Origin of the sequence: Anaerostipes hadrus ATCC 29173 = JCM 17467, from assembly GCF_030296915.1 — a bacterium.
GTDB classification, from domain to species: domain Bacteria; phylum Bacillota; class Clostridia; order Lachnospirales; family Lachnospiraceae; genus Anaerostipes; species Anaerostipes hadrus.
This window is the reverse complement of sequence record NZ_AP028031.1, coordinates 2,547,674-2,573,565: the sequence shown is the minus strand read 5'-3', so window position 1 is coordinate 2,573,565 and position 25,892 is coordinate 2,547,674. Positions and strand designations below refer to the sequence as shown.

Sequence of the window (25,892 nt, the reverse complement as noted above, 5' to 3'; positions counted from 1 at the left end):
TATATCACCCCTCCGAATCCATAAGTATTTCTAATAATTTTTTCCCAGCAATTCCAATTGGTCGGGTAGAATCGGTAAGGAGACAAATGTCTCGTGGATTAGCATGTTCCTTTACAGGAATTTCTATAATTTCACCACGATCAAGATAGTCCTTAGCAAGAGCTTCCGGACAGAAACCAATTCCAAGATCATGCTGCACCAGAGATAAGATCTGGTTCGTTGTAGCAGTTTCCATATCCGGAGAAAAAACTAACTGATTCTGATAGAAATATTTCTCATAAAAATTTCTGGTTGCTGTTCCTTCATTTAATGAAATAAAAGGAAAATCCTGCAGATCACGTAGTCTTTTCGGTGAAAAACCAATATCCCTATAAGAAGGTCCGCCAATTAAAATGTCACGGAAAGAGCAAAGTCGTTGCGATTGTAATGGATGTTCGCAATACAATGGTGTTGTCACAATACTAAAATCAACGAATCCTTTTCTCAAAGCTTTGATTGCCTGTGGTGTGGAATGGTTGGAAATTTTTAATTTAATATGTGGATAAAGTTTGTGAAACTTCTCTAATTTCGGCAGCAAAAATAAATGAAGTGCAGTTTCGCTTACTCCGATCGTAACAGTTCCAGATTTCAGATTTTTTGTTCGATTTAGTTCATCATTTCCAGAAGAAATCTGCTGGATTGCAATCGCTACATGTGCATAAAGTTGTTCCCCTTCTGGTGTCAGTTTGATTCCCCTGTGTGACCGGATAAATAAAGTGCAGCCAAGTTCACTTTCCATAATATTCATGCAGCGAGTGATATTTGGCTGATTATTATGTAAGAATTTCGCAGCTTTAGAGAAACTCTTATATTTTGCAACATAATAAAAGATACGATAATAGTCAAAAGGCATGATTGACCTCCTAGTTATATAAAATTTGTATGTTATTGATATGATATATATATTTTACATATCATTCTTCCTAAAGTATAATACAGTTGATGAAAAAGTCAAGAAAGGGATGATCAGCGTGGAAACAATTTTTCCAAGAGAAGAAAATGCAGAGCATATATTTAAAAAAATTCTGGAAAATAATGATGCCTGTGAACGATTGAGAGAGTTATTTTATGAAGAGTTTGCCAACAGTGGAGATCGTGATCTTTCGGAAAAACAGTTTGTGAAAGCACTATTTGATGCATATCAAAATAGGGATCTTTCCGCTTTCTTGATGGAAATCTGTGGAAACAGTATGTTTGATCTGTTAAGAAATGCGTTTTTGATTCCTATGAGATTCAATGATAAAGGTGTAACAAATCCTGTAAGATTAACAGATGCAGAGGGCGAGCTGATCAAACAAACATCCGTAAACAAACAGATTTCACAAAAACAATATAAAATGTTTCAGCAGATTTCAGATCAGGCGGACGATATACCGGATTATGAAATCTGTCTTGCTTATGGATTTCGTGAAAAACACGATTATCGGAACAAAAATGAAATTAACACAATGAAGATTGGGGAACATATTGGAATCCTGCTATTATTTAAACTACCTAAAGAAGTAAAAGAAATGATAGAGGATAACGAAGTCTACAGCATTGTTTGGGATTTTATGATGAGACTGGAAGAACAATTACCAAGAGCGTTCATGTATTACGGTGTAATGGATGAAAACAAATTTGAACAACAAAGCAGCGAGATTGGCATCTTTCTTCCCTTCCGTCACTTTGAACACCAACTAGAGAAAAACATCGAACAGGCCAATGGTATTGGTCTGGGATGTAGAGAACGGATCCTGACAATGATCAAATAAAAAGGAACTATTTTATTTATAGTTACCAATAGTAGTCATAAAAGACATCGCATGAAATACAAATATTCGTGCGATGTCTTTTGTGTTTTCTATCAATTTATGATGAGAGTGTCAAAAGTATAAATGAAATAAGGATTGACATTTTATAAAAAGTAGCATATAATATTATTGTATTAAGGAAGTAATACAATAATACAATAAGAAGGAAGGAGAACTATGGGGTGGAAGATAGATGATGGAAGACCAATCTGGACACAACTGAAGGAACAGATGATCAAGAGGATTGTGTCAGGAACCTATTCAAGCGGAGAGAAACTACCAAGTGTCAGGGATCTTGCAGGAGAAGCAGGGGTGAATCCGAATACGATGCAGAGAGCGTTATCAGCACTTGATCAGGATGGATTAACGATCACCAACCGAACAAGCGGGCGCTGTGTCACAGAAGATGTGACGAAGATAGAAGAATGTCGGAAAGATATAGGACACAAGATTGTAAAACAATACATCAGGGATTTAGAGGAACTTGGATACAATAAGGAAGATGCAGTCGCATTGATCGGAAAGGAAGAGGAAGAATGAAGGATTTGAATTTAATAGAATTAACTGATTTAGAGAAACGGTATGGAAAGAAGGAAGCTTTAACGGGAATCAACTTAACAATAGGGAGAGGAAAGATCATCGGGCTTTTAGGACCCAATGGTTCTGGAAAGACAACATTGATCAAGTTATTAAACGGTCTGTTGCAGCCAACATCAGGTGAGATTAAAGTCAATGGTAAAGCACCTGGTGTTGACAGCAAGAAGATCATCAGCTATCTGCCAGATAAGATGTATTTTGCAGATTGGATGAAGATTGCAGATTTGATGGATTTTTTTGAAGATTTTTACGAAGACTTTGATCGTAAAAAAGCAGAGGGCATGTGTGAGACATTAAAGATCAACACCGAAGCGAAGGTCAAAAGCTTATCCAAAGGAAATAAAGAGAAAGTCCAGTTAGTTTTGGTAATGTGCCGAAAAGCACAACTCTATCTGCTAGACGAACCGATCGCAGGAGTCGATCCCGCAGCAAGGGATTTTATCTTAGATACGATCTTAAACAATTATAATGAGGAAGGAACCGTGATCATTTCAACACATCTGATCGCAGATATCGAGAAGATCATGGATGAGGTTATTTTTATCAAAGAAGGAAATATTGTAACATACAAGTCAGCTGATGACTTAAGAGAAGAAAGCGGCAAATCCATCGATGCCCTGTTCCGTGAGATATTTCATACAGATGTATACAGAGGAGGGGACGAAGTATGCTAGGAAAATTAATAAAGTATGATCTGAAAGCATTAGCGAAGATTTTAGCACCATTATGGGGTGTACTCTTAGTGATGGGACTGATCTTTGGAATCAGTATTCGGTCGAATCTTGACGGAATTGGAAATACGATGATCGTATTTAGTCTTGTGGTCATTGTTGCAGTGATCGTTGCGATCTTTGTAATGAATGTGATCATTGTGATTCAGCGCTTCTGGAATGGGTTATTGCAGGAAGAAGGATATTTAATGTTCACGCTTCCAGTTACTACAAGAAGCCTGATCTTATCCAAAGTGATTAGTGCATTGATCATTAGCTGTGGGACAGCACTTGTAATCTCTTTATTGGGAGTAGAGATCATTGCGATAAGCCCGGTAAAACTTATGGACACCGTAACATATTTTGGAAATTGGGTCATCAAAGTACATGCAGGACCATGGATTGGATATGGAGCGGTGATCGCAGTGGTAGGTTTGCTAAGTGGAATCTACCATATATATGCAGCAATGGTGATCGGACAGTTGAGTAATGGCAATCGATTCTTGTTTGCATTTGTGGCATATGCAGTGTTATCGATCATTGTATCACTAATCGGAATTCCAAGTATGACAAACTTAGATAATATGGGATCAAGTCTGCAGAACACATTTGGATTTGATAGTGATCTGTGGATCTATCTTGTAGAGAATATTGTGATCATTATCATTTATCATATTGTTACAGAAGTGATATTAACGAAGAAATTGAATCTGGAGTAGGAAAAATAGAAGGGATAAGGAGAGGAGGAAAAATTATGTTAAGGAAATTGATGAAATATGATCTAAAATATTACCGTAAGATCATGCTGCCACTATGGGCTGTTTTGATCATTTATGGAATTGTCCATGGAATCAATACTGTGTTCAATTATGAAACATTTTATGATCATATCCCAATAAAGGCACAGGCTATTGTTGTTGTGACCGGTATTTATTTTATATTCTGCGTGAATATTATTCTTGTGATACAAAGGTTCTGGAAAAGCATGTATGGAAAGGAAAGCTACCTTACACATACACTTTCAGTGACTGTGAGAAAGTTGATCTTGTCAAAGGTTTTCAGTGCGATCATCATCAGTTTTACAACAGTTTTTATCTTTTTTGCAGAAAATAATATATTGGTTTATATACAAAGTATTGTATATCACGGAGAAGCTTCACTTCAAGGGATACCGATTCGACATTTTCAGGATTTTACAAAAACAAAAGTTGTTTTAACCATTCTTTATATGATCATATATGGAATCATATGGACGATGCATCTGATCTATCAGGCATATACAGCAATATGCATTGGACAGATGAGAAGTAAAAACAGATTTGCGACAATGATCATTGTAGGAGCTTTTTTATTCTTGGTTGGCTATGAAATGCAAGTGGTATTGTTGCAACATAATAGATATTACAGTTGGTTTTATCTTCCGTGTCTTATTGCCTTTCTTCTGGAAATTGTGTTGTGTCATTTGGTGATTGAGTTTATTTTGACTAGAAAGTTAAATATAAATTAGATAATAGAATTGACATAAAAAATTATAGATGTTAATATAACAATATAAAAAGGTGCTACCGATGACGGTTTGCCTGATTAATATAAGTTTTATAGACCGCTTACTTTCTCAGGGTAGGGCGGTCTTTTTCTGTCTTGGCATCATGCTTTCCACGCACATAGCCAAGACTATAAAAAGTCGCACACAGTGAGATTACTGCGATTAGGTCTGTAATGGTTAGCATAATTTCAAGTCCCCTTTCCGTCAGATTTCTCTATGAAAGAGATGGATCTATGTAATCGGGGCTAGAACTCCCCGTAGGAAGCAAACCGCCATTCACGTCAATGTGAAGTAACACCTTGACGTTTATTTTAACAGAAAACATATATTAATTCAATAAAAAACAAAGTATAAACATATAAAAGTACAAAAAATTTTACATACATTTAACACAACACATCTCCTAAATAAGTTAAAATAAAACTGTTGTAAAAAATAAGTGAAAGAAAAGTAAAGAAAAGAACAACTAAAGGAGAAAAAAAGTGAGCAGTACAAACATTTTAGGTCTGTTGGGAGGATTAGCATTATTCCTCTATGGTATGCAGATGATGAGTAACGGATTAGAATCCGTTGCCGGAAATAAAATGAAAGACATTTTGGAAAAATTGACATCCAATAGATTCTTAGGAATTATCGTAGGAGCCTTGATCACAGCCGTGATCCAGTCATCCTCAGCTACAACGGTAATGGTTGTAGGATTTGTAAACTCTGGAATGATGACATTAAATCAAGCAGTATGGATCATCATGGGAGCAAATATCGGTACAACGATCACGGGACAGTTAATCGCATTAGACGTTGGAGCATTAGCACCATTGATCGCATTTATTGGTGTAGCACTTGTTGTATTTTCAAAGAATGAGAAAGTACAGTTTGTCGGAGAGATCATTGCGGGACTTGGTATCTTATTTGTCGGAATGAACATGATGGGAGATTCCATGGTACCACTTCGTGAGTATCCACCATTTATCAACCTGATGACAAGATTTTCTAATCCACTGATTGGAATCATCGCAGGTATGATCTTTACAGCGGTCATCCAGTCATCTTCAGCTTCTGTAGGTATCCTGCAAGCATTAGCATTAAGTGGAGTGATCAGTTTCCATGATGCAGCCTTTGTATTATTTGGACAGAATATCGGTACATGTATCACAGCGATCTTAGCATCGATCGGAACAGAGAGAAGTGCGAAGAGAGCAACGATCATTCATCTAAGCTTCAATATTATCGGAACAGCCATTTTTACAATTTTATGTTTAGTGACACCTTTGACAAATTATGTGGCAGGATTCAGTGGAAGCAGTATTACAAAACAGATTGCCAATATGCATACATTATTTAATATCAGTACAACCATCCTGCTGATCCCATTTGGAAATTATCTGGCAAAACTTGCAACCAAGATCCTTCCAGAGAAAGCAGAAGAGAAAGAACAACACAAACATTTAAAATACATCAAATCGGTTGATACAAGAGTAGATGCTACATTTGGTACGTCAGCGATCAACTTACAGAACTTAAGAAATGAAATTCAGAGAATGCTTGAGATGGCAAGAGTCAATGTAGAAGAAAGTTTTGATGCATTTTTGGCAGGAAGCAGCAGATCCTTAGGTGATGTTGATAAAAGAGAAGATTATATTGATTATCTGAATAAAGAAATTTCAAGAGCCGCAGCAAAGATGATGGCGCATGAAACGAATGTTAAAGCTTCAAAAAATATCGGCTCATATCTTGATATGACAAGTAATATCGAACGAATTGGAGATCATGCAGTTAATATTTGTGATTATACAAAGTTGATCGAAGAAAAACATATTGTATTTTCAGATGACGCAAAACAGCAGATGGAAGAAATGAAAATGATCTGTGAAAAAATGTTCCATAACATTTCTAAAGTACCAGAGGATACGCAGGAATGGCTTCAGAAAGTTCATGATTCAGAGAACTTTATCGATCAGAAGACAGAAGAATTCTACGAAAGTCACTTGGAACGTATCAACAGAGGAGAATGTAATGATGAAGCATGCATCATTTTCTCTGAAATGTTAACAGACTTTGAGCGTATCGGTGATCATACATGGAATGTTGCGAAACAGATGGCAAAGATCATTGAACGTGGGTAAAACAATTACATAAAATTCAAAAAGAACCTTCTGAAAGAACTAAAATAAGAAGGTTCTTTTTTTGATAGTAACTAGACTTGTTATAAACAATACGTTATACTAAAAAGAGTGCTAAAAACAGGTGTGTAAAGGAGAAATGAGTTATGGATTATATTTTATCCCCATCAATTTTGTCAGCAGATTTTGCGAATCTTGGAGCAGATGTAAAAGAAGCAGTAAAAGCAGGTGCAAAATGGGTGCACATTGATGTTATGGATGGAATGTTCGTACCTAATATTTCCTTGGGACTTCCAGTGATTAAATCACTTCGTAAAGAGACAGAAGCTTTATTTGATGTACATTTAATGATTGAAGAACCAGGAAGATATATTGATGATTTTGCAGAAGCAGGAGCTGATCTGATCACTCTTCACGCAGAAGCAACAAAACATCTTCATAGAGCGATCCAGCAGGTAAAAGCGAAAGGATTAAAAGTTGGAGTAGCCTTGAATCCAGCAACGCCATTATCTGCATTAGATTATGTATTGGAAGAATTAGATATGGTACTGATCATGACTGTAAACCCAGGTTATGGCGGACAGTCTTATATTGCGAAGATGGATGACAAGATCAAAGAATTACGAGCGATCATCAATGAAAAAGGACTGGATATCGATATTGAAGTAGATGGAGGAATCTCAGCAAAGAACGTAGCACATGTCAAAGAATGTGGAGCAAACGTATTTGTAGCAGGATCCGCTGTATTTAACGGTGATATTGCATCTAGTGCAAAAGATATTTTAGAAGCTATGGAGGCGTAAAAATGAGTGAATGTAGTCATGACTGCAGCAGTTGTAGTGCAAACTGCGGAAGCAGAACACAGGAGAAAACAGATTTTCTTGAACCATTATATAGAGAAAGTAAAGTAAAGAAGGTTATCGGTATCGTCAGTGGAAAAGGTGGCGTAGGTAAATCCATGACAACTTCTTTATTAGGAGTCGCAGCAATGAGAAAAGGGTTGCATACAGCAATTCTTGATGCGGATGTCACAGGACCATCCATCCCGCAGGCATTTGGACTTCATGAGAGATTATTAGGAAATGCAGAAGGAATCATTCTTCCAGCAATGACAAATTTCGGAATCGAAGTTGTATCCTTAAACTTAATGTTAGAAGAAGAAACACAGCCAGTAATCTGGAGAGGTCCAGTTGTAGCAGACGTTGTAAAACAGTTCTGGGGTAAGACATTATGGAAAGACATTGATGTGATGTTTGTGGACATGCCACCAGGAACCGGAGAAGTTCCATTAACAGTTTTCCAGTCTATTCCATTAGATGGAATCGTTGTCGTTGCAACTCCACAGGAATTAGTAGGAATGATTGTGGAGAAAGCTGTGAATATGGCGAACATGATGAATGTACCAGTTCTGGGTCTGATCGAGAACATGAGCTACATCAAATGTCCAGATTGCGGCAAAGAGATTAAGGTATTTGGAGACAGTCATATTGAAGAAATTTCTGAGAAGTTTAACATTCCAGTACTCGGAAAACTTCCAATTGATCCAAAATTAACACAGGCATGTGACGCAGGGCTGATCGAGGATGTGGAAAATATTTACTTAGATGGTGTAATGGATATCATTTTATAAGAAGAAACAACGTAAAGAAGCGGTTTTCCGCTTCTTTTTTTGATGGAAAAAATGCAATGAAAAATATAAATATTGTATACAAATTTATAAAAAACAAATCGTATAAGTTAATAAATTTGTAATAACAAACTTACATATATTGGGAATAAATTGTATTTTATCGAGTACAAAGGTTGACATATTGATGGATATCGGGTAAAGTATGAAACATAGATTTCGAAAATGTTACAAAATTGTTTCGAAGTTTAAGAAACTATTGAGCACAGAAAGAGGTTTATATGCTGAAAGTTATGAAGAAGAAATTGTTAGTAGTGATTGCGATGTTAGTTGTAGCATCAGGAATCATCTTTACAGGATCAACTTCAACCAAAGCAGAAGATAACGAAGTACAATACTTAGGAAAATACAAATTAACAGCATACTGCGGATGTAAAAAATGCAGTGGAAAATGGGGAACAAGAACAGCTTCTGGAAAGAAAGCAAAACAGGGAAGAACTATTGCTGTAGATAAAAGAAAGATCAAATTAGGATCAAAAGTACAGATCAATGGAAAAACATACGTAGCCGAAGATGTCGGAGGCGGTGTCAAAGGAAAACATATCGATGTATTCTTTAAATCTCATAAACAGACAAAGAGATTTGGTAAGAAAACAGGTGTTAAAGTTTATAAGGTAAATTAAGATACGAATGATGATTATAAAATATAGCGTAAAAATATCAGCCAGTTTGGAAGAAAAGATGAATTCAAACTGGCTGATATTTTTTTGCTTTTACAAATGAATATTTAACGGTATTAAAATTTATAAGTACCATTTTCTCTTAAAGCAGCTAAAGCATCAATAACGCTCTGTTTATCTTCTGGATATGTAACACCATACCACTGATCTTTAGATACAAGCACTTCAAGAGAGGCTTTTCCATCATGTAACAGGTCACTTGCGACACTAGGAATAAAGTATTCACCTTTTAATGGATTCTCTTTGATCGCTTGATCAAGGAAAGCAGGGAATCCTTTTTCTAACTCGTCCATGATCATAGGCTGGAATCCAAAGAAGTTCATGGACACTAAAGTATCAAATGGAAGCGATGCCCAAGTTGCACCGTCATCTTCTGTGAATTCTGCATGATCTTCATGTTTTTCGATATGAGTTCTTTCTGTGATAGAAAGTAACTGGTGGTTGTCATCAACTTCACAGACACCTCTGGATACGTATCCATTCTCTGTAACAGTATTTCCAAGATGATATCCCACCATTGCAAATGGTGCCTTTCCATCTTTCTCTTCATGGCTTGTAAGGAAATCAGCCATGACTTTATATCCATCAACACCATAATAGTCATCTGCGTTGATCACGGCAAATGGTTCATTGATAAATGGTTTTGCACATAAAACAGCATGTGCAGTTCCCCAAGGTTTCACACGTCCTTCTGGAACATTATAACCTTCTGGTAATGCATCTACTTCCTGATATGCATAACATACTTCCATTCCTTCAGGAACCCTTGCTCCAACAGTTTCTTTAAAATCTTTCTCAATTGCTTTCTTTATCACAAAGACTACCTTACCGAATCCGGCACGTTTTGCATCATAGATGGAATAATCGATGATCGCATGTCCCATTGGATCCATAGGGTCCATCTGTTTTAATCCTCCATAACGGCTTCCCATTCCGGCAGCCAGAATTACTAATGCTGGTTTTTTCATGAAAAAACTCCCTTCTGATTTTTAAACTAAAATAAGTATAACGCAAGATGGAACAGATGGAAAGAGAAAGAAAAAATAAAGAATTGGAATTGATAAAGATCTATTTCGGTCAGCTAGAATTTATTGTATAATTTGAGTATTGAATCGTTGCAAAAAAAGAGAAAGATTTACAAATATTCGAGGAGGAAGAGTATGAAAAAACGAATATTATCAGTTTTATTATCGATGGTTGTGACAAAATAAAAGGATATCCACGAGGATAAGAAAAGGATAAAGCGATGACAGAGATTCAACATGAACTGATCATGCCGAATAAGGATCTTCCATTTAAGATGTTCCTTTTTGAAGGCAGAGATGGTAATTACATCAGAGAAAAACATTGGCACAGATCGATCGAAATCTTTGCGGTCTTTCAGGGAACGCTGGAGTTTTATTTAAACGATCAGGAGTATTTACTGGAATGTGGAGATTTTATCATTGTCAATTCCAACGAAGTGCATTCCATTCATGCACCAAAAGAAAATATGACTGTTGTGCTTCAGATGTCGCTTAATATGTTTGAAAAATACTACACCCAGGATCAGTTCATTTGTTTCGCCCATGCTCCGCAGGCACAGGATGAACAGCTCATGGAAATGATCTGTGAGATGTATATGGCATATTCTGATAAGCATTGTGGCTATGATCTGAAGATTCAAAGCCTGTTTTATGATATGTTATATCTGATGGTTACAAGATACCGTGAGATTAATGTACACCCAGATATTTTACATCAACACAAGCAGTTAACCAAGTTATCTGTGATCACAGATTACATGAAAGAACATTACAAAGACGAATTATCTTTGGCAAGACTTGCAGAGATTTTCGGGTATTCTCCATCCTATCTATCCCGAATGTTTCAAAAATATGCAGGAATCAATTATAAAGATTATTTGCAGGCAATCCGCACTGAACATGGGTACAGACAGCTGATAGAGACAAAGATGACGATCAGTGATATTTCCATGGAAAATGGATTTCCAAATAACAAAGCATTTTCCAAAGCCTTTTATAAAAAGTATGGAATTATGCCTGCTGAATTTCGAAAAAGACAAAAAAGTGCCATAAATGAGATAAGTAATTAGTCGAGAAAACAAAAGCATATTGTTATAATCTTATAAGTGATAAATGGAGAAGACAAACTTTTAACTGCACAGATAAATGGCTGATCGCACATGAAGAAGCTCAAATACCTGGAGCATTTTGTGGATTAGTTGGAGAGAATATCACATTAAAATGATCAAAAAAGGAAAGGATGGAGAATCAAATGAGTAATATGCCAAAAGTAAAGATCGGAATCGTAGCAGTCAGCAGAGATTGTTTCCCAGAAAGTTTATCAGTGAATCGCAGAAACATTACTTGCCAAACATTTTGAAGGACCAAAAATGTTCTTTGCAGCAGCAGAGGAAAGAGGAGATAATCTGTTAGATGGACGTGGAGATGCATATTGTGGTATGCTGAATGCAAGTTATAATCTGAAATTGTACCAATCGCAAGAGCTGTCGTTGGATTAAGCAGCTTAAAGATCATCAGTTTTGGGCCTCGTCCATTAAACTTCTTAGCATACAATGCACCAATCCAGCAGTTATACAACTTAGGAGTTGAGATCGAGAAAAACTTCCCTCATCATGGAGCTGTAGCATTTGGTAATTTCGGAAAAACATTATATGAAGTATTTAAATATGTTGGAGTTCCAGTAGAAGAGATTGGATACAATCAGCCAGCTGGAGTCAGATATCCAACAGAAAATCCTTGGGGATAAGATCGGAGGTTTGTATGTTATACATTGGTGTAGACCTTGGAACATCCGCAGTGAAATTACTGTTAATGGATGAAAAAGGTGGAATCAAAAAAATCGTTTCCAAAGAATATGAGTTGCATTTTCCGCATCCAGGATGGTCTGAGCAGAAACCAGAAGACTGGTACAGTCAGTCTATGGAAGGAATCAAAGAATTGATCAGCGAATGTGATAAATCACAGGTTGCCGGGATCAGCTTCGGAGGGCAGATGCATGGACTTGTCGTTTTAGATGAAGATGATGATGTGATTCGCCCTGCAATCCTATGGAATGATGGACGTACACAGAAAGAAACAGATTATTTAAATAACAAGATTGGAAAAGATAAATTATCTGAGTACACAGCTAATATCGCTTTCGCAGGATTTACGGCACCAAAAATCCTGTGGATGCGTGAAAATGAACCAGACAATTTCAACAAGATCAAAAAGATCATGCTGCCAAAAGATTATCTGGCATATAAACTATCTGGAACATTTTGCACGGATTATTCCGATGCATCCGGAATGTTATTATTAGATGTAAAGAATAAATGCTGGTCAAAACAGATGATGGAAATCTGTGGAGTGAGTGAAGAACAGCTTCCGAAACTGTTTGAAAGTTATGAAGTTGTCGGAACATTAAAAGAAGATATTGCAGAAGAACTTGGTTTATCCAAAGAAGTCAAGATCATCGCGGGAGCTGGAGATAATGCGGCAGCAGCGGTAGGAACTGGAACTGTTGGAGATGGAATGTGTAACATTTCCCTTGGAACATCTGGAACGATCTTCATTTCCAGTAAGACATTTGGTGTAGATTCCAACAATGCCTTACATTCTTTTGACCACGCAGATGGATACTATCACCTCATGGGATGCATGTTAAGTGCAGCATCCTGCAATAAATGGTGGATGGACGAGATCTTAAAGACAAAAGAATACAGCAAAGAACAAGAAGGAATCACCAAACTTGGAGAAAACCATGTATTCTATCTTCCATACCTAATGGGAGAGAGATCTCCACACAATGATCCAAAAGCCAGAGCAACATTTATCGGAATGTCCATGGATACAACGAGAGAAGAAATGACACAGGCCGTGTTAGAAGGAGTTGCATTTGGACTTCGTGATTCTCTGGAAGTCGCAAGAAGTCTTGGAATCAAGATTGAACGCACAAAGATCTGCGGCGGTGGAGCTAAGAGCCCATTATGGAAGAAGATCATTGCAAATGTGATGAATCTGAAAGTCGACGTGATCGAAAGCGAAGAAGGTCCAGGATATGGAGGAGCGATGCTTGCAGCCGTTGGATGTGGAGAATACGACAGCGTACAGGAAGCAGCAGATCAGCTTGTGAAAGTGGTTGATACAGTGGAACCTGATGCCAAGCTTGTTGCGAAGTATGAGGCGAAGTATCAGCAGTTTAGAGAAATTTATCCAGCACTTAAGGGTGTATTTCAGAAATTTGATTAACTATAAGGTAACTATAAACTAAATATAAACTAAATATAAATAATGAACAACAACAAAGAACAGGTATGCATAAGGATTTCAAGGAATTCTAAAGCATACCTGTTCTTTCTTAAATTTATGATCTTATTGTAGAATCTGCATTGCGATCATGATAATGATCACAAGAATAAAAAATCCTAAAATGCATTTTGCAACAATCACTTTATTTTGCCACCAAGGCAATTTGATATCTTCATCTTCGAATGTATTGTAGTCATTATCGTATAACAGTTCATTGATCAAAGCTTCTGCCTTAGCTTTCTGATCTTCTCTAACATAAATATCCGTTCCATAAACAGAATACCCCATTGCAATACTCATATATTCTCCTGTTCCAGGTTGTTTGGACATGGTTTCAATTCCGTTTTGTTTTAAATGATCATGAATCATCTCAGCCTGAATCTGGTCAGCTGCGTTAAATATTTTTGTAATCTTAACCTCCATAATTGCCACCTCCTTATTGAGTAAATGTTCAGTAACTTTGTATATTAATGATGAGAGTATCAAAAGTAAATTTTGTCACGCTCTGATGTCCCCGGCGTGTCAATAAGTATGAATTAATTATAACAAAAATTGGACATAATTCATAGAAAGAAATATCACTATTCAAATTCTAAAAAATATTATTGACATTTTTTCTCACATGTATTATTATATAAATACAATAACAGTAATTATTATCGATTCAGACATGAGGAGGATGAAACAATGAAATACGTATGTGATGTATGTGGATGGGAATATGATGAAGAAAAAGGATATCCAGAAGGAGGAATCGCTCCAGGAACAAAATGGGAAGATGTTCCAGAAGATTTTGAATGTCCATTATGTTTTGTAGGGAAAGATCAATTTTCAAAAGAATAATTTTTATAGATATATTGTAGTAGAAGGGAGAAGAAGTTATGGCTAAATTTTATCGTTCAGAAGACAAAACAGTAGTATTAGAAGTATTTGGAGCAGGAAGTTCCATAGAGAATTTGAAAAGTTTAAAAGCAAATACAACCGATGCAGCAGTTGAAAAACATGTGCCGGTTGTGACACAGGAAGGAAATAAGATCACAGTAGCTGTATCTTCCGTAGAGCATCCAATGCTTCCAGAACATTATATTATGGGAGTATATATTGAAACAAAGAATGGTGGGCAGCTGCATAAATTTGCACCAGGGGATAAACCAGAGGCGGTATTTATGTTAGCCGATGGAGATGAATTCATAGCAGCATATGAGTATTGTAATCTGCATGGATTATGGAAATCTGAAGTATAGAAATTATCAATTTCTAGGGAAATATATAAAGTGATTGTAAAGGAATCAGTAAGGAGAAGAATCATGGGAAGTAATAGATATGTAGGAACACAGACAGAGAAGAATTTATTAGAAGCATTTTCAGGAGAATCACAGGCAAGAAATAAGTACACTTATTTCGCATCCGTTGCAAAGAAAGAAGGATATGAGCAGATGTCTGCATTGTTCCTTAAGACGGCAAATAATGAGAAAGAACATGCCAAAATGTGGTTTAAAGAATTAGCAGGAATTGGAGATACAAAGGAAAATCTTGCTGCAGCAGCTGAAGGTGAAAATTACGAATGGACAGATATGTATGAAGGTTTTGCAAAGACTGCAGAAGAAGAAGGTTTTCCAGAACTTGCTGCCAAATTCAGAGCAGTCGGAGAGATTGAGAAGCATCATGAAGAAAGATATCGTGCACTTCTTAAGAATATCGAGACTTCACAAGTATTTGAAAAAAGTGAAGTGAAAGTATGGGAATGTCGTAATTGTGGACATATCGTAGTTGGAACAAAAGCACCGGAAGTATGTCCTGTTTGTGCACATCCACAGAGCTATTTTGAAGTGCATGAAGAAAACTATTAAATTCTGATTTGAATAACGGAAAGTATTGGTGGAATATTATAAAAAGCGATTATGTGCCTGCAACCCACTCGCATTCGGACTCCCACGTAGCTGTACTAAGCTCCTGAATGGTCTAATGACCATCCAGGAGCTAAGTGCAGACGTGTCCGTACGGTTGCCGACACATGATCGCTTTTTATAATATTCAAATAATTTACGTGATTCAAACCACTATACAGCATACAAACACTGTGATTTATAATTGATAAGAATGGTTAGAATGGTTAGAATAAAGTTAGAAAGAACAGACAGAATAATTTCAAGGAGGGTTTTTCATGAAGTTACAAGAATCTGAGAGAACGGAATTCAAATCCATTGTAGTCACAGACATCAAGAAAGAAATCATAGCATTTGCCAATTGTGATGGAGGAAAAATCTATATTGGAATTGAAGATGATGGGACAGTTATCGGGGTAGAAGATTCAGACAGTGTAGCATTGCAAGTAAGCAATATGGTTAGAGATGCGATTAAACCAGATTTAACCATGTTCTTGCACTATGAGACAAAAGAGATAGAACAAAAACAAGTTGTGATCATAGATATTCAAAGAGGAACAGAACGCCCATACTATATAGCGAAGAAAGGGTTAAGACCAGAAGGCGTATATGTAAGACAAGGATATTCTTCTGTCCCAGCAACGGATACAGCTATTAGAAAGATGATTAAAGAAACAGATGGTGATCATTTTGAAGATATGAGATCATTAGATCAAGAATTGACTTTTTGCGAAACAAAAAAAGAATTCCAAAAGAGAAACATCACATTAGAACAGTCACAGATGAAAACTTTAGGAATTATAAACCAAGATGGAATTTATACGAATCTTGCTTTATTACTTTCAGACCAATGCGTGCATACGATTAAAACAGCAGTTTTTGAAGGAAAGAATCAAAATATATTTAAAGATAGAAAAGAATTTACAGGATCACTATTTGCACAAATGGAAGCAGTATATGATTACATTGACTTCAGAAATCAAACACATTCAACTTTTGAAAAACTTTATCGAATTGATAATAGAGATTATCCAGAAGTAGCAGTAAGAGAAGCATTGCTAAACTGTCTTGTACACAGAGATTACGGATATAGTTCTAGTATTCTGATCAGTATGTACGAAGATCGGTTAGAATTCACATCCATTGGGGGATTGGTAACAGGAGTTACATTAGAAGATGTGATGATGGGGATTTCTGTATGCAGGAATAAAAAATTAGCGAATGTTTTTTACCGTTTAGAATTGATCGAAGCTTATGGAACAGGAATACAAAAGATCATGAATGCTTATCAAGATCAGTTTATAAAACCAGAGATCAAAGTCAGTAATAATGTATTTAAGATCATATTACCAAACACAAATGCACAGGCAGAATTAAGAGAAGAACTGCAATACCATACACATATACAACCAGAAGACGAAGAAACACAGATCATGCAAATGATCGATCAAGAAAAAAGAATTCAAAGAAAACAAGTTCAGGAAAGATTAGGAATCAGTCAGACAACGAGTGGAAGGATTTTGAAGCAGATGGTTAAAAAAGGATTGATCATGCAGAGAGGCAGAGGAAAGAACACATGCTATGTGAAAAAATAATTACGAGACAATGTACAAGATATGATCGGACGAAAACAGCAAATGCATATGAAAATATATAGTGACCATATAAAATAAATAGAATTTATAATAATACCAGTGATTGAAGCATCTGAAAAAGAGGTAAAATCACTGGTATTTATCATATAAAAACATCACAAATACTTGAACAGAAGGGGTGGTCGTGGTATATTAAAATTTAATAACAAGGAGAGAAAGATGGAAAATTTAAAAAAAGAGATCGAACAATTAAAACAAGAAAAAAATGCTGTTTTACTAGCACATTATTATGTAGACGATGCCGTTCAGGAAATTGCTGATTATGTTGGGGATTCTTATTATCTTGCCAAAGTTGCATTAAAAGAATCCAAAGATGTGATTTGTTTTGCAGGCGTAAACTTTATGGGTGAGAGTGCCAAGATCTTAAACCCAGACCGTACAGTGATCATGCCAGATCAGAAGGCAGACTGCCCAATGGCTCATATGGTCGATGTAGAGAAGATTGAAGAGATGCGTAAGAAATATGATGATCTTGCTGTTGTCTGTTACATTAATTCTACAGCAGAGATCAAAGCACATTCTGATGTCTGTGTAACTTCATCCAATGCTCTGAAAGTTGTAACAGCACTTCCACAGAAGAATATTTTCTTCGTACCAGATGAGAACCTCGGACGTTATATCGGAAGCAAACTTCCAGAGAAGAACTTTATTTACAATGACGGATTCTGTCATGTACATAGAAGTATCACAGCCGAGAACGTAAAGAAAGCCAAAGAAGTACATCCAGAAGCAGAAGTTTTAGTGCATCCAGAATGTACACCAGACGTTGTAGCTTTAGGTGATTATGTAGGAAGTACATCAGGAATCATTGACTATGCGACAGCATCTGACAAGGACGTATTTATCATTTGTACAGAGATGGGTGTTTTATATGAATTAAAACAGAAGAACCCAGGAAAGACATTCTACTCTGTAGGACATCGTCAGTTCTGTCCAAATATGAAGCGTATCAGTTTAGAGAATGTAAGAGACACATTAAGAGACATGAAGAATCAGGTAGAATTACCAGAAGAACTGCGATTAAATGCTAAGAAAGCATTAGATGAGATGTTAAGAATCGCGCAGTAAGACAGGAAAGTTCCAAGGAAAGGCAAAGAGAATTATGAAAACAGCAGATGTGATCATTGTAGGAAGTGGTGCTTCAGGGCTATTTAATGCATTATTTCTTCCGCAGGATTACAAAGTAATCGTTATTACAAAGAAGGAAGTTGAAGAAAGTGATTCATTTTTGGCGCAGGGAGGAATCTCAGCGCTGAAGAATCCGGAAGATTATGATTCATATTTCGAGGACACTATGAAAGCCGGACATTACGAGAATGATAAAGGTGCCGTCGAGAAGATGATCAAAGAATCACCACAGATTATTCAGGATCTGAAAGATTTTGGTGTAAGATTTGACTTGAAGGATGGAGAGATTGAGTTTACAAGAGAAGGTGGACATTCCACATTCCGTATTCTTCATCATGAAGATCTGACAGGAAAAGAGATCACAAGCCATTTATACGAAGAGGCGAAGAAACGTGATAATATTACGATCATGGAAAATTGTACGATGATCGATATCATTGAGAAAGACGGAGAATGTAAAGGAATTGTATATAAAGATGCAGATGGTAATTTAGATACGATCGAAGCTCCGGATACTGTTCTTGCAACAGGAGGACTTGGAGGGTTATTTAAACATTCTACAAACTTCAGACATCTGACAGCAGACAGTCTGGCTGTCTGCTTGCGCCATAATGTTGAATTAGAGAATATTAACTATATCCAGATCCATCCAACAACATTTTATTCAAAGAAACCAGGAAGAAGATTCTTAATCTCTGAATCAGTCAGAGGAGAGGGAGCTTACCTGCTGAATAAAGATGGAGAACGTTTTACAGATGAGTTAAAACCAAGAGACGTTGTAACTGGAGAAATCTGCAAACAGATGAAGAAAGACGGAAGTGATCATGTTTATTTATCTGTTACACATTTAGATGGAGAAAGAATCAAACATAGATTCCCAAACATCTACAAACAGTGCTTGGATGAAGGATATGACATGACAAAAGAACCGATTCCAGTAACACCGGCACAGCACTATTTCATGGGTGGAATTAAAGTAAACTTAGACAGCAAGACATCTATGGAACATTTATATGCAGTCGGTGAGACAAGCTGTAATGGGGTTCATGGAAAGAACCGTCTGGCAAGTAATTCACTACTGGAAGCACTTGTATTTGCCAAGGCAGCAGCGAAAGACATCACAGAACATCCATCAAAAGCCGAGACAGTCGAAGTAGATTTAAGTAAGTATCAGAACGAAGAACAGCGTGAGAAAGAGAATGAACAGCTTGTTCTTGACGAAATTAAACGAAAGGACAGAAGTTTTTATGATCAGTGGTGTAACGATGAGAATTAACATCGATGAATATTTGATGAATGCATTAAAAGAAGATATCACTCAGGAAGATGTCAGCACAAACGCAGTGATGCCAGAACCAAAACAGGGAGAAGTAAATTTAATCTGTAAACAGGATGGGATCATCTGTGGATTAGAAGTATTTGAAAGAGTTTTCAAACTTTTAGATGAAACTGTTGTTTTTGAGACAGAATTAAAAGACGGAGATAAAGTAACCAAAGGACAGTTAATGGGAGTTGTCAAAGGAGATATCCGTGCCCTTTTATCTGGAGAGAGAGTTGCATTAAACTACTTGCAGAGAATGAGTGGAATCGCGACAATGACAAGCGAGTTATCCAAAGAGCTTGAAGGATATAAAACAAAGTTATTAGATACAAGAAAAACAACACCAAACATGCGCCCATTTGAAAAATACGCAGTGACGGTTGGTGGTGGACATAATCACCGCTACAACTTATCCGATGGAGTCATGTTAAAAGATAACCATATCGGTGCTGCAGGTGGAATCAAAGAAGCGGTAGCTATGGCAAAAGACTATGCACCATTTGTCAGAAAGATTGAAGTAGAGACAGAGAATCTTGATATGGTAAAAGAAGCCGTAGAAGCAGGCGCAGACATCATCATGTTAGATAACATGGATGATGAGACAATGAAAGAAGCTGTCAAACTGATCGACGGAAGAGCTGAAACAGAGTGTTCAGGAAATGTTACAAAAGAACGCCTAAAGACGATCCGTGAGATCGGAGTGGATTATGTATCCTGTGGAGCTTTAACACATTCAGCTCCTATTATGGACATTTCTTTGAAGAATTTACATCCGGTAGAGTAAAGAATAAAGATATAAAATCCGATGTTTTTATAAGAATAGTCATAGGATTGTTCTTATAAAAACATCGGATTTTTTTGATAATAATTTCCAGAAAATAACATTTTTTATTTCGACAGAAATTGCATACAAAATCCTCTATAATAATCTTGCAGGAGGGAAAACTATGGAAATCTTAAGAAAAAAAGAATTCGAAGAAGACCGGTTATTTCAAAATTTTCATGAAATGATCCTTTATCATATGCGCCAGATGCAGCAATGTCTCACGACAGCGGGAAAGATGTTCTGTGATCATAACGATGAGGAAGAAACGTGTGAAAAACGGGGAAGAGATGTAGTTGAAAGTGTGATCTTAAAAGAATGTGTCGGATGCTGTGAAAATCAAAAATGTCAGTTTACATTAGCAGATAAGGACAGGCTTGGGCAGATCATCGAAAAGCAAGGTGGATTAAGCTATGCAGATTTAAAAAGATGTCATCCATGCAAGAATGGACAGGATTTTATCGAGGAAGCAAATCAGATTTATGAACGGGAATTATTTCTGCGTGCAATGAGAAATCAGATGAAACAACTGAGAAAAATTGTCGGGGAGCAGTATATCAGAGCCGGAAATACACTGGGTGATTTCTTTCAGGGAAAAGTATCATTAACGGCAGATAATAAGAAATTATATGAGAAGATCACAAAAGGTTTTGCAAAAAGCCAACTGAGACTAAAAGAAATTTATTTCTACGATAATCCAGAGAAAGGAAAACAGATCTATCTATATCTGAAAAAGAAAAAAGGCAGGGAAATCAGCACAAGACAAGCAGCAGTGTTGTTAAGTTCCATGACAATGGAGAAAATGAAGCCATTGCCAGATCAGAAAAAGATGATTGGAAATTATTATGAGATTTATGGATTTACACCAGAAGAAAAATTCCATGTAATCGCAGGAATCCACACTTTGCCAATGATCGCAGGGGATGAGAATGGAGACAGTTTTTCCATGGGAAAAGTAAGGGAAGGAAGTTTTGTGTCTATGATCTCGGATGGAATGGGAACAGGACAGGAAGCGAAAAAAGAAAGTAGGAAAATAATTGAAGTGATGGAAGAACTTCTAGGAGCAGGAATTAACGAAAGTCAAAGTATTCAGCTTTTAAGGTCCATGATGATCTTACAACCAGAAAAAGAAAAATATGCGACATTAGATTTTTTTCAGTTAGATTTATTTGCAGGAATCGGAACATTCTTTAAAATTGGAGCCTGCCCATGTCTTTTAAAGAGAAAAAACGACGTGGAGATCATTCAAGTAGATACGATACCAGTGAACCTCTTATTACATACCGAGAAAATTCCAATTTACCGCAAAAAGATGGAAAGTGAAGATATTTTAGTCATGTTAAGCGATGGAGCCTTCGACGGATTTTCGCAAAATGGTTTGGAGATGGCAGCACGATATTTGAAAGAAATGGATGTGGTACGTCCACAGGCGATCGCAGATGGATTATATGAGCAAATTACAACAAACAAAGAATTTGAAAAAAGAGATGATATTACGATCATGGTATTGGGAATCTGGGACAGGTATTGAAGGAATCTGCAAAGAATGATAAAGTAAATTACATGAATAAAGTAAAAGAGTTTATCAAAGAAAAAAATTTAATACAAAATGGAGATCATATCATTATCGGTGTTTCTGGCGGTGCAGATTCTGTATATCTGTTACTTATTTTAAATGAATTAAGAGAATCAATGAATCTCACGATCACAGTAGTCCACATCAATCACATGATTCGAAGAGAAGCTGTGGATGATCAGAAGTTTGTGCAGGATCTTTGTGGACAACTTTCGATTCCGTGTAAAATATTTGAAATAGATGTAAAACAGATCGCCAAGCGTGAAAAGATGTCATTAGAAGAAGCAGGAAGAAAAGCGAGATATGATGCATTTGCAAAAACAATGAAAAAATATAATGCTGATAAGATTGCGATCGCACATCATCAAAACGATCAGGCAGAAACATTTTTATATCGAGTGGTGAGAGGAACTGGAATTTATGGGGCGGGTGCCATGAGAGAAAAAGATGGAAATCTGATCCGTCCGCTTTTATGTGTAAAAAAAGAAGAAATCGTAAAATATTTAAAAGAGGCTGGGCAGGTCTGGGTAGAAGATGCAAGCAATCAGGACGATGCATTTGCAAGAAATCAGATCCGAAATCAGGTAATTCCAAGACTTGAGATGATCAATGAGCAGGCGGTGGAGCATATAGGATGGCTGTGCGAAGATATCAAAGAAGTGACGACGTATCTGACAGATCAGATAGAAGAGTCATTTTTAAGATGTACAAAGCCTATTGGACAAGGATTTGAGATCAATTGTGATCAATTGTTATTGGAAACCCATTGGATCCAGAAACAGGTTCTAAAAAAAGTTTTGGAAGAAACAGCTGGTAAGAAGAAAGATTTAGAAAGAAGACATATTGAAGATCTGTTAACTTTGGTAGAAAATGGAACAGGAAAACGAATTTCTCTTCCGTATAATATGGTTGCCGAGAAAAATTATCAGTATATTAAGGTACAAAAAGGAAATATATCAGATAAACAAGAAATGACAGGAAAAATTTTGTGCGAAGAGGTTACAGATTTGACAAATATCGTGGAAAATGATTGTATCAAAATCATTGATTATGATAGAATAGAAACAGGTGTACAATTACGATGCCGGAAGCCAGGAGATTTTTTTACATTTGGCAAAGATCAGAAGAGAAAATCATTAAGTAGGTATTTTATTGATGAGAAGATTCCAAGACAATTGCGGGAAGAGATACCATTGGTGGCAGATGGCAGTCATATTGTATGGATCGTTGGCAGAAGAATCAGCGAATATTATAAGATCAAAGAATCAACCAAGCGTTATTTAAAGCTTGAGTTCAAAAGAGAAGGAGATGATTCCAATGGAGAATATCAGAGTAATGATTTCAGAGGAAGATGTAAACAAACGAATCGCGGAGATGGGAGCGCAGATCAGTGAAGATTATGCAGGAAAAGAAATCCATCTGATCGCCATCTTAAAAGGAAGTGTTTTTTTTGCGTGTGAACTTGCAAAGAGAATCACGATTCCAGTAACAATTGATTTTATGTCAGTGTCTAGTTATGGAAATTCCAGAGAATCCTCAGGAATCGTTAAGATCGCAAAAGACTTAGATGAGCCAATCTTAGATAAAGAAGTATTAGTTGTAGAAGATATCATTGACTCAGGAAAGACTTTAAATCATTTAAAACCAATGCTTGAGAGCAGAAATCCTGCGTCACTTCATCTGTGTACATTGTTAAGCAAACCAGATCGTCGTGAAGTTGAAGTACCAGTCAGATATATTGGTTTTGAAGTACCAGATGAATTTGTTGTTGGATATGGACTAGATTATGCACAGAAATATCGTAACCTTCCTTACATTGGAGTAGCAGAGGAAGAGTAGAGAGGAGACTAAACGTTGAACCCGAAGAAAAGTAACAGTGGATTTTTAGTAGTCCTGCTGATCTTGGTGATCGGAGCATATTATTTTATCAGCGTGTTCCAGCCAGGTTCAGGTGATTACACCTATCAGCAGTTTATGAAGGATGTAAAGTCTGACAAAGTAACTGCGGTAACTATTAAACAGAATAAAGAAGTACCAACTGGGACGATCACAGCAGAGTTTGGAAAAGATGATTATAAGAGCTGTGAAGTTACAGATGTCAATCAGGCAATCAATGATATTAAGAAAGCTGACAGCTCTCTTGCCAATAAGATCAGTATTAAGGGAATCGATCACAGTGGGGATATGATCTCTAATCTGATCGGGGTAGTACTACCGATCGGAGTTGTCATATTTTTCATGGTTATGATGATGCGCCAGAATGGTGGCGGTGGCGGCAAGATGATGGATTTTGGAAAAAGCCGTGCTAAACTTGCCAATCCAAATGCTAAGAAAGTAACATTTAACGATGTTGCAGGACTGACAGAAGAGAAAGAAGAATTAGAAGAAGTCGTGGAATTCTTAAAGAATCCAGGACGATTTATAAAGATCGGAGCCAGAATTCCAAAGGGCGTCCTTCTTGTAGGACCTCCAGGAACAGGTAAGACATTACTTGCAAAGGCAGTTGCAGGAGAAGCGAATGTACCATTTTTCAGCATTTCAGGATCTGATTTCGTGGAAATGTTCGTCGGTGTTGGTGCAGCTCGTGTACGTGACTTATTTGCAGAAGCTAAGAAACATTCTCCTTGTATCGTATTTATCGATGAGATCGATGCAGTTGCAAGACGAAGAGGCTCTGGACTTGGTGGTGGACATGATGAACGTGAACAGACATTAAACCAGATGTTAGTTGAGATGGACGGTTTTGGAGTGAATGAAGGAATCATCATGATCGCAGCTACAAACCGTGTGGATATCTTAGATCCAGCGATCTTACGACCAGGACGATTTGACCGCAAGGTTGGCGTTGGAAGACCAGATGTCAAAGGGCGAGAAGATATCTTAAAGATTCACTGTCGTCAGAAACCATTAGGAGATGATGTTGATCTTCATGAGATCGCAAGAACAACAGCAGGTTTTGTGGGAGCAGACCTTGAGAATCTGATGAATGAGGCAGCCATTCAGGCAGCAAGAGATGACAGAGCCTATATCATGAAAGAAGATATTGATAAATCATTTATCAAAGTAGGAATCGGAACAGAGAAGAAGAGTCGTGTGGTACCAGAAAGTGAAAGAAGGATCACTGCATATCATGAATCTGGACATGCAATCTTATTCCATCTGTTACCAGATGTAGGTCCGGTTTACACTGTATCTATTATTCCAACAGGAACAGGAGCAGCTGGATATACGATGCCGCTTCCTGAGAATGATAATGTCTTTATGACACGCGGAAAGATGATTCAGGATATCATGGTAAGTCTCGGAGGACGAATTGCCGAAGAATTGATCTTAGATGATATCACAACTGGTGCATCACAGGATATCAAACAGGTAACCCAGTATGCAAGAGCTATGGTAACGAAGTTTGGTATGTCAGATGAACTCGGACTGATCAATTATGACAGTGGTGAAGGAGACGAAGTCTTCTTAGGAAAAGAAATTGGACAGCAGCGTCCATATGGAGAAAACACACAGACTGTGATCGATCAGGAAGTGAAGAAGATTGTAAATAAATGCTACAAAGATGCGAAAGCACTGATTGAAGAACACATAGATGTCCTTCACAAATGTGCCGCATTATTATTAGAGAAAGAACGCATTAACCGCGCAGAATTCGAAGCATTATTTGAGCCTGAAACAGAAGTTGAAACACAGGCATAAAAAAATATAAAAAAAGTTAAAAAAACACTTGCAATTTACCTGACAATGCCGTATAATCTTTAATTGTCAGGTAAACACTTGGTGGGATTCCCGAGTGGCCAAAGGGGGCAGACTGTAAATCTGTTGGCACCGCCTTCGAAGGTTCGAATCCTTCTCCCACCACTAAGCCGCAGTGGCGGAACTGGCAGACGCGCAGGACTTAAAATCCTGTTCGAGTTAAATCGAGTACCGGTTCGATTCCGGTCTGCGGCATGAAAAAGGACTTCAAGTGATTGAAGTTCTTTTTATTTTTCAGTAATCGTGTTATCGCTTG

The 25,892-nt window shown here is 37.0% G+C and carries 25 protein-coding genes, 2 tRNA genes and 2 pseudogenes; 26 read left to right on the top strand and 3 right to left on the bottom strand.

Features of this window, described 5'->3' with window-relative positions; all coding sequences use genetic code 11:
* Nucleotides 1–4 precede the first annotated feature (4 nt).
* Complete coding sequence (locus QUE18_RS12540) at nucleotides 5–892, bottom strand: LysR family transcriptional regulator (RefSeq protein ID WP_009203673.1); 888 nt, start codon at nucleotides 890–892, stop codon at nucleotides 5–7.
* Nucleotides 893–932: 40 nt separating this feature from the next.
* Here QUE18_RS12540 and QUE18_RS12535 point away from each other — a divergent pair, with 40 nt between their 5' ends.
* From QUE18_RS12535 to QUE18_RS12495, 9 genes are all read left to right on the top strand, one after another.
* On the top strand, nucleotides 933–1,793 hold the full coding sequence (locus QUE18_RS12535) for a DUF4866 domain-containing protein (RefSeq protein ID WP_009203674.1): 861 nt from the start codon (nucleotides 933–935) through the stop codon (nucleotides 1,791–1,793).
* Nucleotides 1,794–2,009: 216 nt separating this feature from the next.
* Complete coding sequence (locus QUE18_RS12530) at nucleotides 2,010–2,372, top strand: GntR family transcriptional regulator (RefSeq protein WP_009203675.1); 363 nt, start codon at nucleotides 2,010–2,012, stop codon at nucleotides 2,370–2,372.
* Nucleotides 2,369–3,103, top strand: a complete 735-nt coding sequence (locus tag QUE18_RS12525; protein ID WP_009203676.1) for an ABC transporter ATP-binding protein — start codon at nucleotides 2,369–2,371, stop codon at nucleotides 3,101–3,103. The genes QUE18_RS12530 and QUE18_RS12525 overlap by 4 nt, the downstream gene beginning before the upstream one ends.
* The gene (locus QUE18_RS12520; protein ID WP_009203677.1) at nucleotides 3,097–3,858 is read left to right on the top strand and encodes a hypothetical protein; all 762 of its coding nucleotides are present in this window, start codon (nucleotides 3,097–3,099) and stop codon (nucleotides 3,856–3,858) included. Before QUE18_RS12525 ends, QUE18_RS12520 begins: the two co-directional genes overlap by 7 nt.
* 35 nt (nucleotides 3,859–3,893) lie before the next feature.
* On the top strand, nucleotides 3,894–4,646 hold the full coding sequence (locus tag QUE18_RS12515; RefSeq protein WP_009203678.1) for a hypothetical protein: 753 nt from the start codon (nucleotides 3,894–3,896) through the stop codon (nucleotides 4,644–4,646).
* Between the two features lie 521 nt (nucleotides 4,647–5,167).
* Nucleotides 5,168–6,808 carry a Na/Pi cotransporter family protein gene (locus tag QUE18_RS12510; protein WP_009203679.1) on the top strand — a complete coding sequence of 547 codons (1,641 nt, stop codon included), beginning with the start codon at nucleotides 5,168–5,170 and terminating at the stop codon, nucleotides 6,806–6,808.
* Between the two features lie 143 nt (nucleotides 6,809–6,951).
* Entirely contained in the window at nucleotides 6,952–7,608 is a 657-nt protein-coding gene (gene rpe / locus QUE18_RS12505; RefSeq protein WP_008393457.1) for a ribulose-phosphate 3-epimerase, read from the top strand.
* Between the two features lie 2 nt (nucleotides 7,609–7,610).
* A complete protein-coding gene (locus QUE18_RS12500) occupies nucleotides 7,611–8,435 on the top strand; it encodes an Mrp/NBP35 family ATP-binding protein (protein WP_008393455.1) in 825 nt (274 codons plus the stop codon).
* 278 nt (nucleotides 8,436–8,713) lie between these two features.
* The gene (locus tag QUE18_RS12495) at nucleotides 8,714–9,115 is read left to right on the top strand and encodes a 3D domain-containing protein (RefSeq protein WP_009203680.1); all 402 of its coding nucleotides are present in this window, start codon (nucleotides 8,714–8,716) and stop codon (nucleotides 9,113–9,115) included.
* A gap of 113 nt (nucleotides 9,116–9,228) precedes the next feature.
* On the opposite strand, the gene QUE18_RS12490 is transcribed toward QUE18_RS12495, so the two are convergent.
* The gene (locus tag QUE18_RS12490) at nucleotides 9,229–10,140 is read right to left on the bottom strand and encodes a nucleotidyltransferase family protein (RefSeq protein WP_009203681.1); all 912 of its coding nucleotides are present in this window, start codon (nucleotides 10,138–10,140) and stop codon (nucleotides 9,229–9,231) included.
* A 278-nt stretch (nucleotides 10,141–10,418) separates the two neighbouring features.
* On the opposite strand from QUE18_RS12490, the gene QUE18_RS12485 reads away from it, so the two are divergent.
* From QUE18_RS12485 to xylB, 4 genes and pseudogenes are all read left to right on the top strand, one after another.
* Entirely contained in the window at nucleotides 10,419–11,267 is an 849-nt protein-coding gene (locus tag QUE18_RS12485; protein WP_009203682.1) for an AraC family transcriptional regulator, read from the top strand.
* A gap of 42 nt (nucleotides 11,268–11,309) precedes the next feature.
* Nucleotides 11,310–11,422, top strand: a pseudogene (locus QUE18_RS13910) (DUF4867 family protein); the annotation flags it as partial.
* A 27-nt stretch (nucleotides 11,423–11,449) separates the two neighbouring features.
* Nucleotides 11,450–11,944: pseudogene (locus QUE18_RS13875) on the top strand (hypothetical protein).
* A gap of 14 nt (nucleotides 11,945–11,958) precedes the next feature.
* Complete coding sequence (xylB, locus tag QUE18_RS12470; RefSeq protein WP_009203684.1) at nucleotides 11,959–13,428, top strand: xylulokinase; 1,470 nt, start codon at nucleotides 11,959–11,961, stop codon at nucleotides 13,426–13,428.
* A gap of 123 nt (nucleotides 13,429–13,551) precedes the next feature.
* On the opposite strand, the gene QUE18_RS12465 is transcribed toward xylB, so the two are convergent.
* Nucleotides 13,552–13,911, bottom strand: a complete 360-nt coding sequence (locus QUE18_RS12465) for a putative signal transducing protein (RefSeq protein WP_009203685.1) — start codon at nucleotides 13,909–13,911, stop codon at nucleotides 13,552–13,554.
* A gap of 264 nt (nucleotides 13,912–14,175) precedes the next feature.
* Here QUE18_RS12465 and QUE18_RS12460 point away from each other — a divergent pair, with 264 nt between their 5' ends.
* From QUE18_RS12460 to QUE18_RS12400, 13 genes are all read left to right on the top strand, one after another.
* Nucleotides 14,176–14,331 (top strand): rubredoxin, encoded by a 156-nt coding sequence (locus tag QUE18_RS12460; RefSeq protein WP_008393447.1) that lies wholly within the window; start codon nucleotides 14,176–14,178, stop codon nucleotides 14,329–14,331.
* Nucleotides 14,332–14,369: 38 nt separating this feature from the next.
* Nucleotides 14,370–14,732 (top strand): desulfoferrodoxin family protein, encoded by a 363-nt coding sequence (locus tag QUE18_RS12455; RefSeq protein WP_009203686.1) that lies wholly within the window; start codon nucleotides 14,370–14,372, stop codon nucleotides 14,730–14,732.
* A 63-nt stretch (nucleotides 14,733–14,795) separates the two neighbouring features.
* The gene (gene rbr / locus QUE18_RS12450; RefSeq protein ID WP_008393445.1) at nucleotides 14,796–15,338 is read left to right on the top strand and encodes a rubrerythrin; all 543 of its coding nucleotides are present in this window, start codon (nucleotides 14,796–14,798) and stop codon (nucleotides 15,336–15,338) included.
* A 314-nt stretch (nucleotides 15,339–15,652) separates the two neighbouring features.
* Entirely contained in the window at nucleotides 15,653–16,969 is a 1,317-nt protein-coding gene (locus QUE18_RS12445) for an RNA-binding domain-containing protein (RefSeq protein ID WP_009203687.1), read from the top strand.
* A 219-nt stretch (nucleotides 16,970–17,188) separates the two neighbouring features.
* Entirely contained in the window at nucleotides 17,189–18,097 is a 909-nt protein-coding gene (gene nadA, locus QUE18_RS12440) for a quinolinate synthase NadA (protein ID WP_008393442.1), read from the top strand.
* A gap of 34 nt (nucleotides 18,098–18,131) precedes the next feature.
* Nucleotides 18,132–19,433, top strand: coding sequence for an L-aspartate oxidase (locus tag QUE18_RS12435; RefSeq protein WP_009203689.1), 1,302 nt, complete (start codon nucleotides 18,132–18,134; stop codon nucleotides 19,431–19,433).
* A complete protein-coding gene (gene nadC / locus QUE18_RS12430) occupies nucleotides 19,405–20,262 on the top strand; it encodes a carboxylating nicotinate-nucleotide diphosphorylase (RefSeq protein WP_022091932.1) in 858 nt (285 codons plus the stop codon). Before QUE18_RS12435 ends, nadC begins: the two co-directional genes overlap by 29 nt.
* A gap of 163 nt (nucleotides 20,263–20,425) precedes the next feature.
* Complete coding sequence (locus QUE18_RS12425) at nucleotides 20,426–21,832, top strand: SpoIIE family protein phosphatase (protein ID WP_009203691.1); 1,407 nt, start codon at nucleotides 20,426–20,428, stop codon at nucleotides 21,830–21,832.
* Nucleotides 21,833–21,864: 32 nt separating this feature from the next.
* The gene (gene tilS, locus QUE18_RS12420) at nucleotides 21,865–23,271 is read left to right on the top strand and encodes a tRNA lysidine(34) synthetase TilS (RefSeq protein WP_242852725.1); all 1,407 of its coding nucleotides are present in this window, start codon (nucleotides 21,865–21,867) and stop codon (nucleotides 23,269–23,271) included.
* Nucleotides 23,195–23,716 carry a hypoxanthine phosphoribosyltransferase gene (gene hpt / locus QUE18_RS12415; RefSeq protein ID WP_015530286.1) on the top strand — a complete coding sequence of 174 codons (522 nt, stop codon included), beginning with the start codon at nucleotides 23,195–23,197 and terminating at the stop codon, nucleotides 23,714–23,716. The genes tilS and hpt overlap by 77 nt, the downstream gene beginning before the upstream one ends.
* Nucleotides 23,717–23,731: 15 nt before the next feature.
* Complete coding sequence (ftsH, locus tag QUE18_RS12410; protein ID WP_207641995.1) at nucleotides 23,732–25,579, top strand: ATP-dependent zinc metalloprotease FtsH; 1,848 nt, start codon at nucleotides 23,732–23,734, stop codon at nucleotides 25,577–25,579.
* Nucleotides 25,580–25,659: 80 nt separating this feature from the next.
* A tRNA-Tyr gene (locus tag QUE18_RS12405) sits at nucleotides 25,660–25,741 on the top strand.
* A 4-nt stretch (nucleotides 25,742–25,745) separates the two neighbouring features.
* Nucleotides 25,746–25,831 (top strand) — tRNA-Leu (locus tag QUE18_RS12400).
* Nucleotides 25,832–25,892 lie beyond the last annotated feature (61 nt).

Coding starts and splice junctions, on each gene's coding strand:
- QUE18_RS12540 (WP_009203673.1), bottom strand. CDS start 892: ATGCCTTTTGACTATTATCGTATCTTTTATTATGTTGCAAAATATAAG.
- QUE18_RS12535 (WP_009203674.1), top strand. CDS start 933: ATGATATATATATTTTACATATCATTCTTCCTAAAGTATAATACAGTT.
- QUE18_RS12530 (WP_009203675.1), top strand. CDS start 2,010: ATGGGGTGGAAGATAGATGATGGAAGACCAATCTGGACACAACTGAAG.
- QUE18_RS12525 (WP_009203676.1), top strand. CDS start 2,369: ATGAAGGATTTGAATTTAATAGAATTAACTGATTTAGAGAAACGGTAT.
- QUE18_RS12520 (WP_009203677.1), top strand. CDS start 3,097: ATGCTAGGAAAATTAATAAAGTATGATCTGAAAGCATTAGCGAAGATT.
- QUE18_RS12515 (WP_009203678.1), top strand. CDS start 3,894: ATGTTAAGGAAATTGATGAAATATGATCTAAAATATTACCGTAAGATC.
- rpe (WP_008393457.1), top strand. CDS start 6,952: ATGGATTATATTTTATCCCCATCAATTTTGTCAGCAGATTTTGCGAAT.
- QUE18_RS12500 (WP_008393455.1), top strand. CDS start 7,611: ATGAGTGAATGTAGTCATGACTGCAGCAGTTGTAGTGCAAACTGCGGA.
- QUE18_RS12495 (WP_009203680.1), top strand. CDS start 8,714: ATGCTGAAAGTTATGAAGAAGAAATTGTTAGTAGTGATTGCGATGTTA.
- QUE18_RS12490 (WP_009203681.1), bottom strand. CDS start 10,140: ATGAAAAAACCAGCATTAGTAATTCTGGCTGCCGGAATGGGAAGCCGT.
- QUE18_RS12485 (WP_009203682.1), top strand. CDS start 10,419: ATGACAGAGATTCAACATGAACTGATCATGCCGAATAAGGATCTTCCA.
- xylB (WP_009203684.1), top strand. CDS start 11,959: ATGTTATACATTGGTGTAGACCTTGGAACATCCGCAGTGAAATTACTG.
- QUE18_RS12465 (WP_009203685.1), bottom strand. CDS start 13,911: ATGGAGGTTAAGATTACAAAAATATTTAACGCAGCTGACCAGATTCAG.
- QUE18_RS12460 (WP_008393447.1), top strand. CDS start 14,176: ATGAAATACGTATGTGATGTATGTGGATGGGAATATGATGAAGAAAAA.
- QUE18_RS12455 (WP_009203686.1), top strand. CDS start 14,370: ATGGCTAAATTTTATCGTTCAGAAGACAAAACAGTAGTATTAGAAGTA.
- rbr (WP_008393445.1), top strand. CDS start 14,796: ATGGGAAGTAATAGATATGTAGGAACACAGACAGAGAAGAATTTATTA.
- QUE18_RS12445 (WP_009203687.1), top strand. CDS start 15,653: ATGAAGTTACAAGAATCTGAGAGAACGGAATTCAAATCCATTGTAGTC.
- nadA (WP_008393442.1), top strand. CDS start 17,189: ATGGAAAATTTAAAAAAAGAGATCGAACAATTAAAACAAGAAAAAAAT.
- QUE18_RS12435 (WP_009203689.1), top strand. CDS start 18,132: ATGAAAACAGCAGATGTGATCATTGTAGGAAGTGGTGCTTCAGGGCTA.
- nadC (WP_022091932.1), top strand. CDS start 19,405: ATGATCAGTGGTGTAACGATGAGAATTAACATCGATGAATATTTGATG.
- QUE18_RS12425 (WP_009203691.1), top strand. CDS start 20,426: ATGGAAATCTTAAGAAAAAAAGAATTCGAAGAAGACCGGTTATTTCAA.
- tilS (WP_242852725.1), top strand. CDS start 21,865: ATGAATAAAGTAAAAGAGTTTATCAAAGAAAAAAATTTAATACAAAAT.
- hpt (WP_015530286.1), top strand. CDS start 23,195: ATGGAGAATATCAGAGTAATGATTTCAGAGGAAGATGTAAACAAACGA.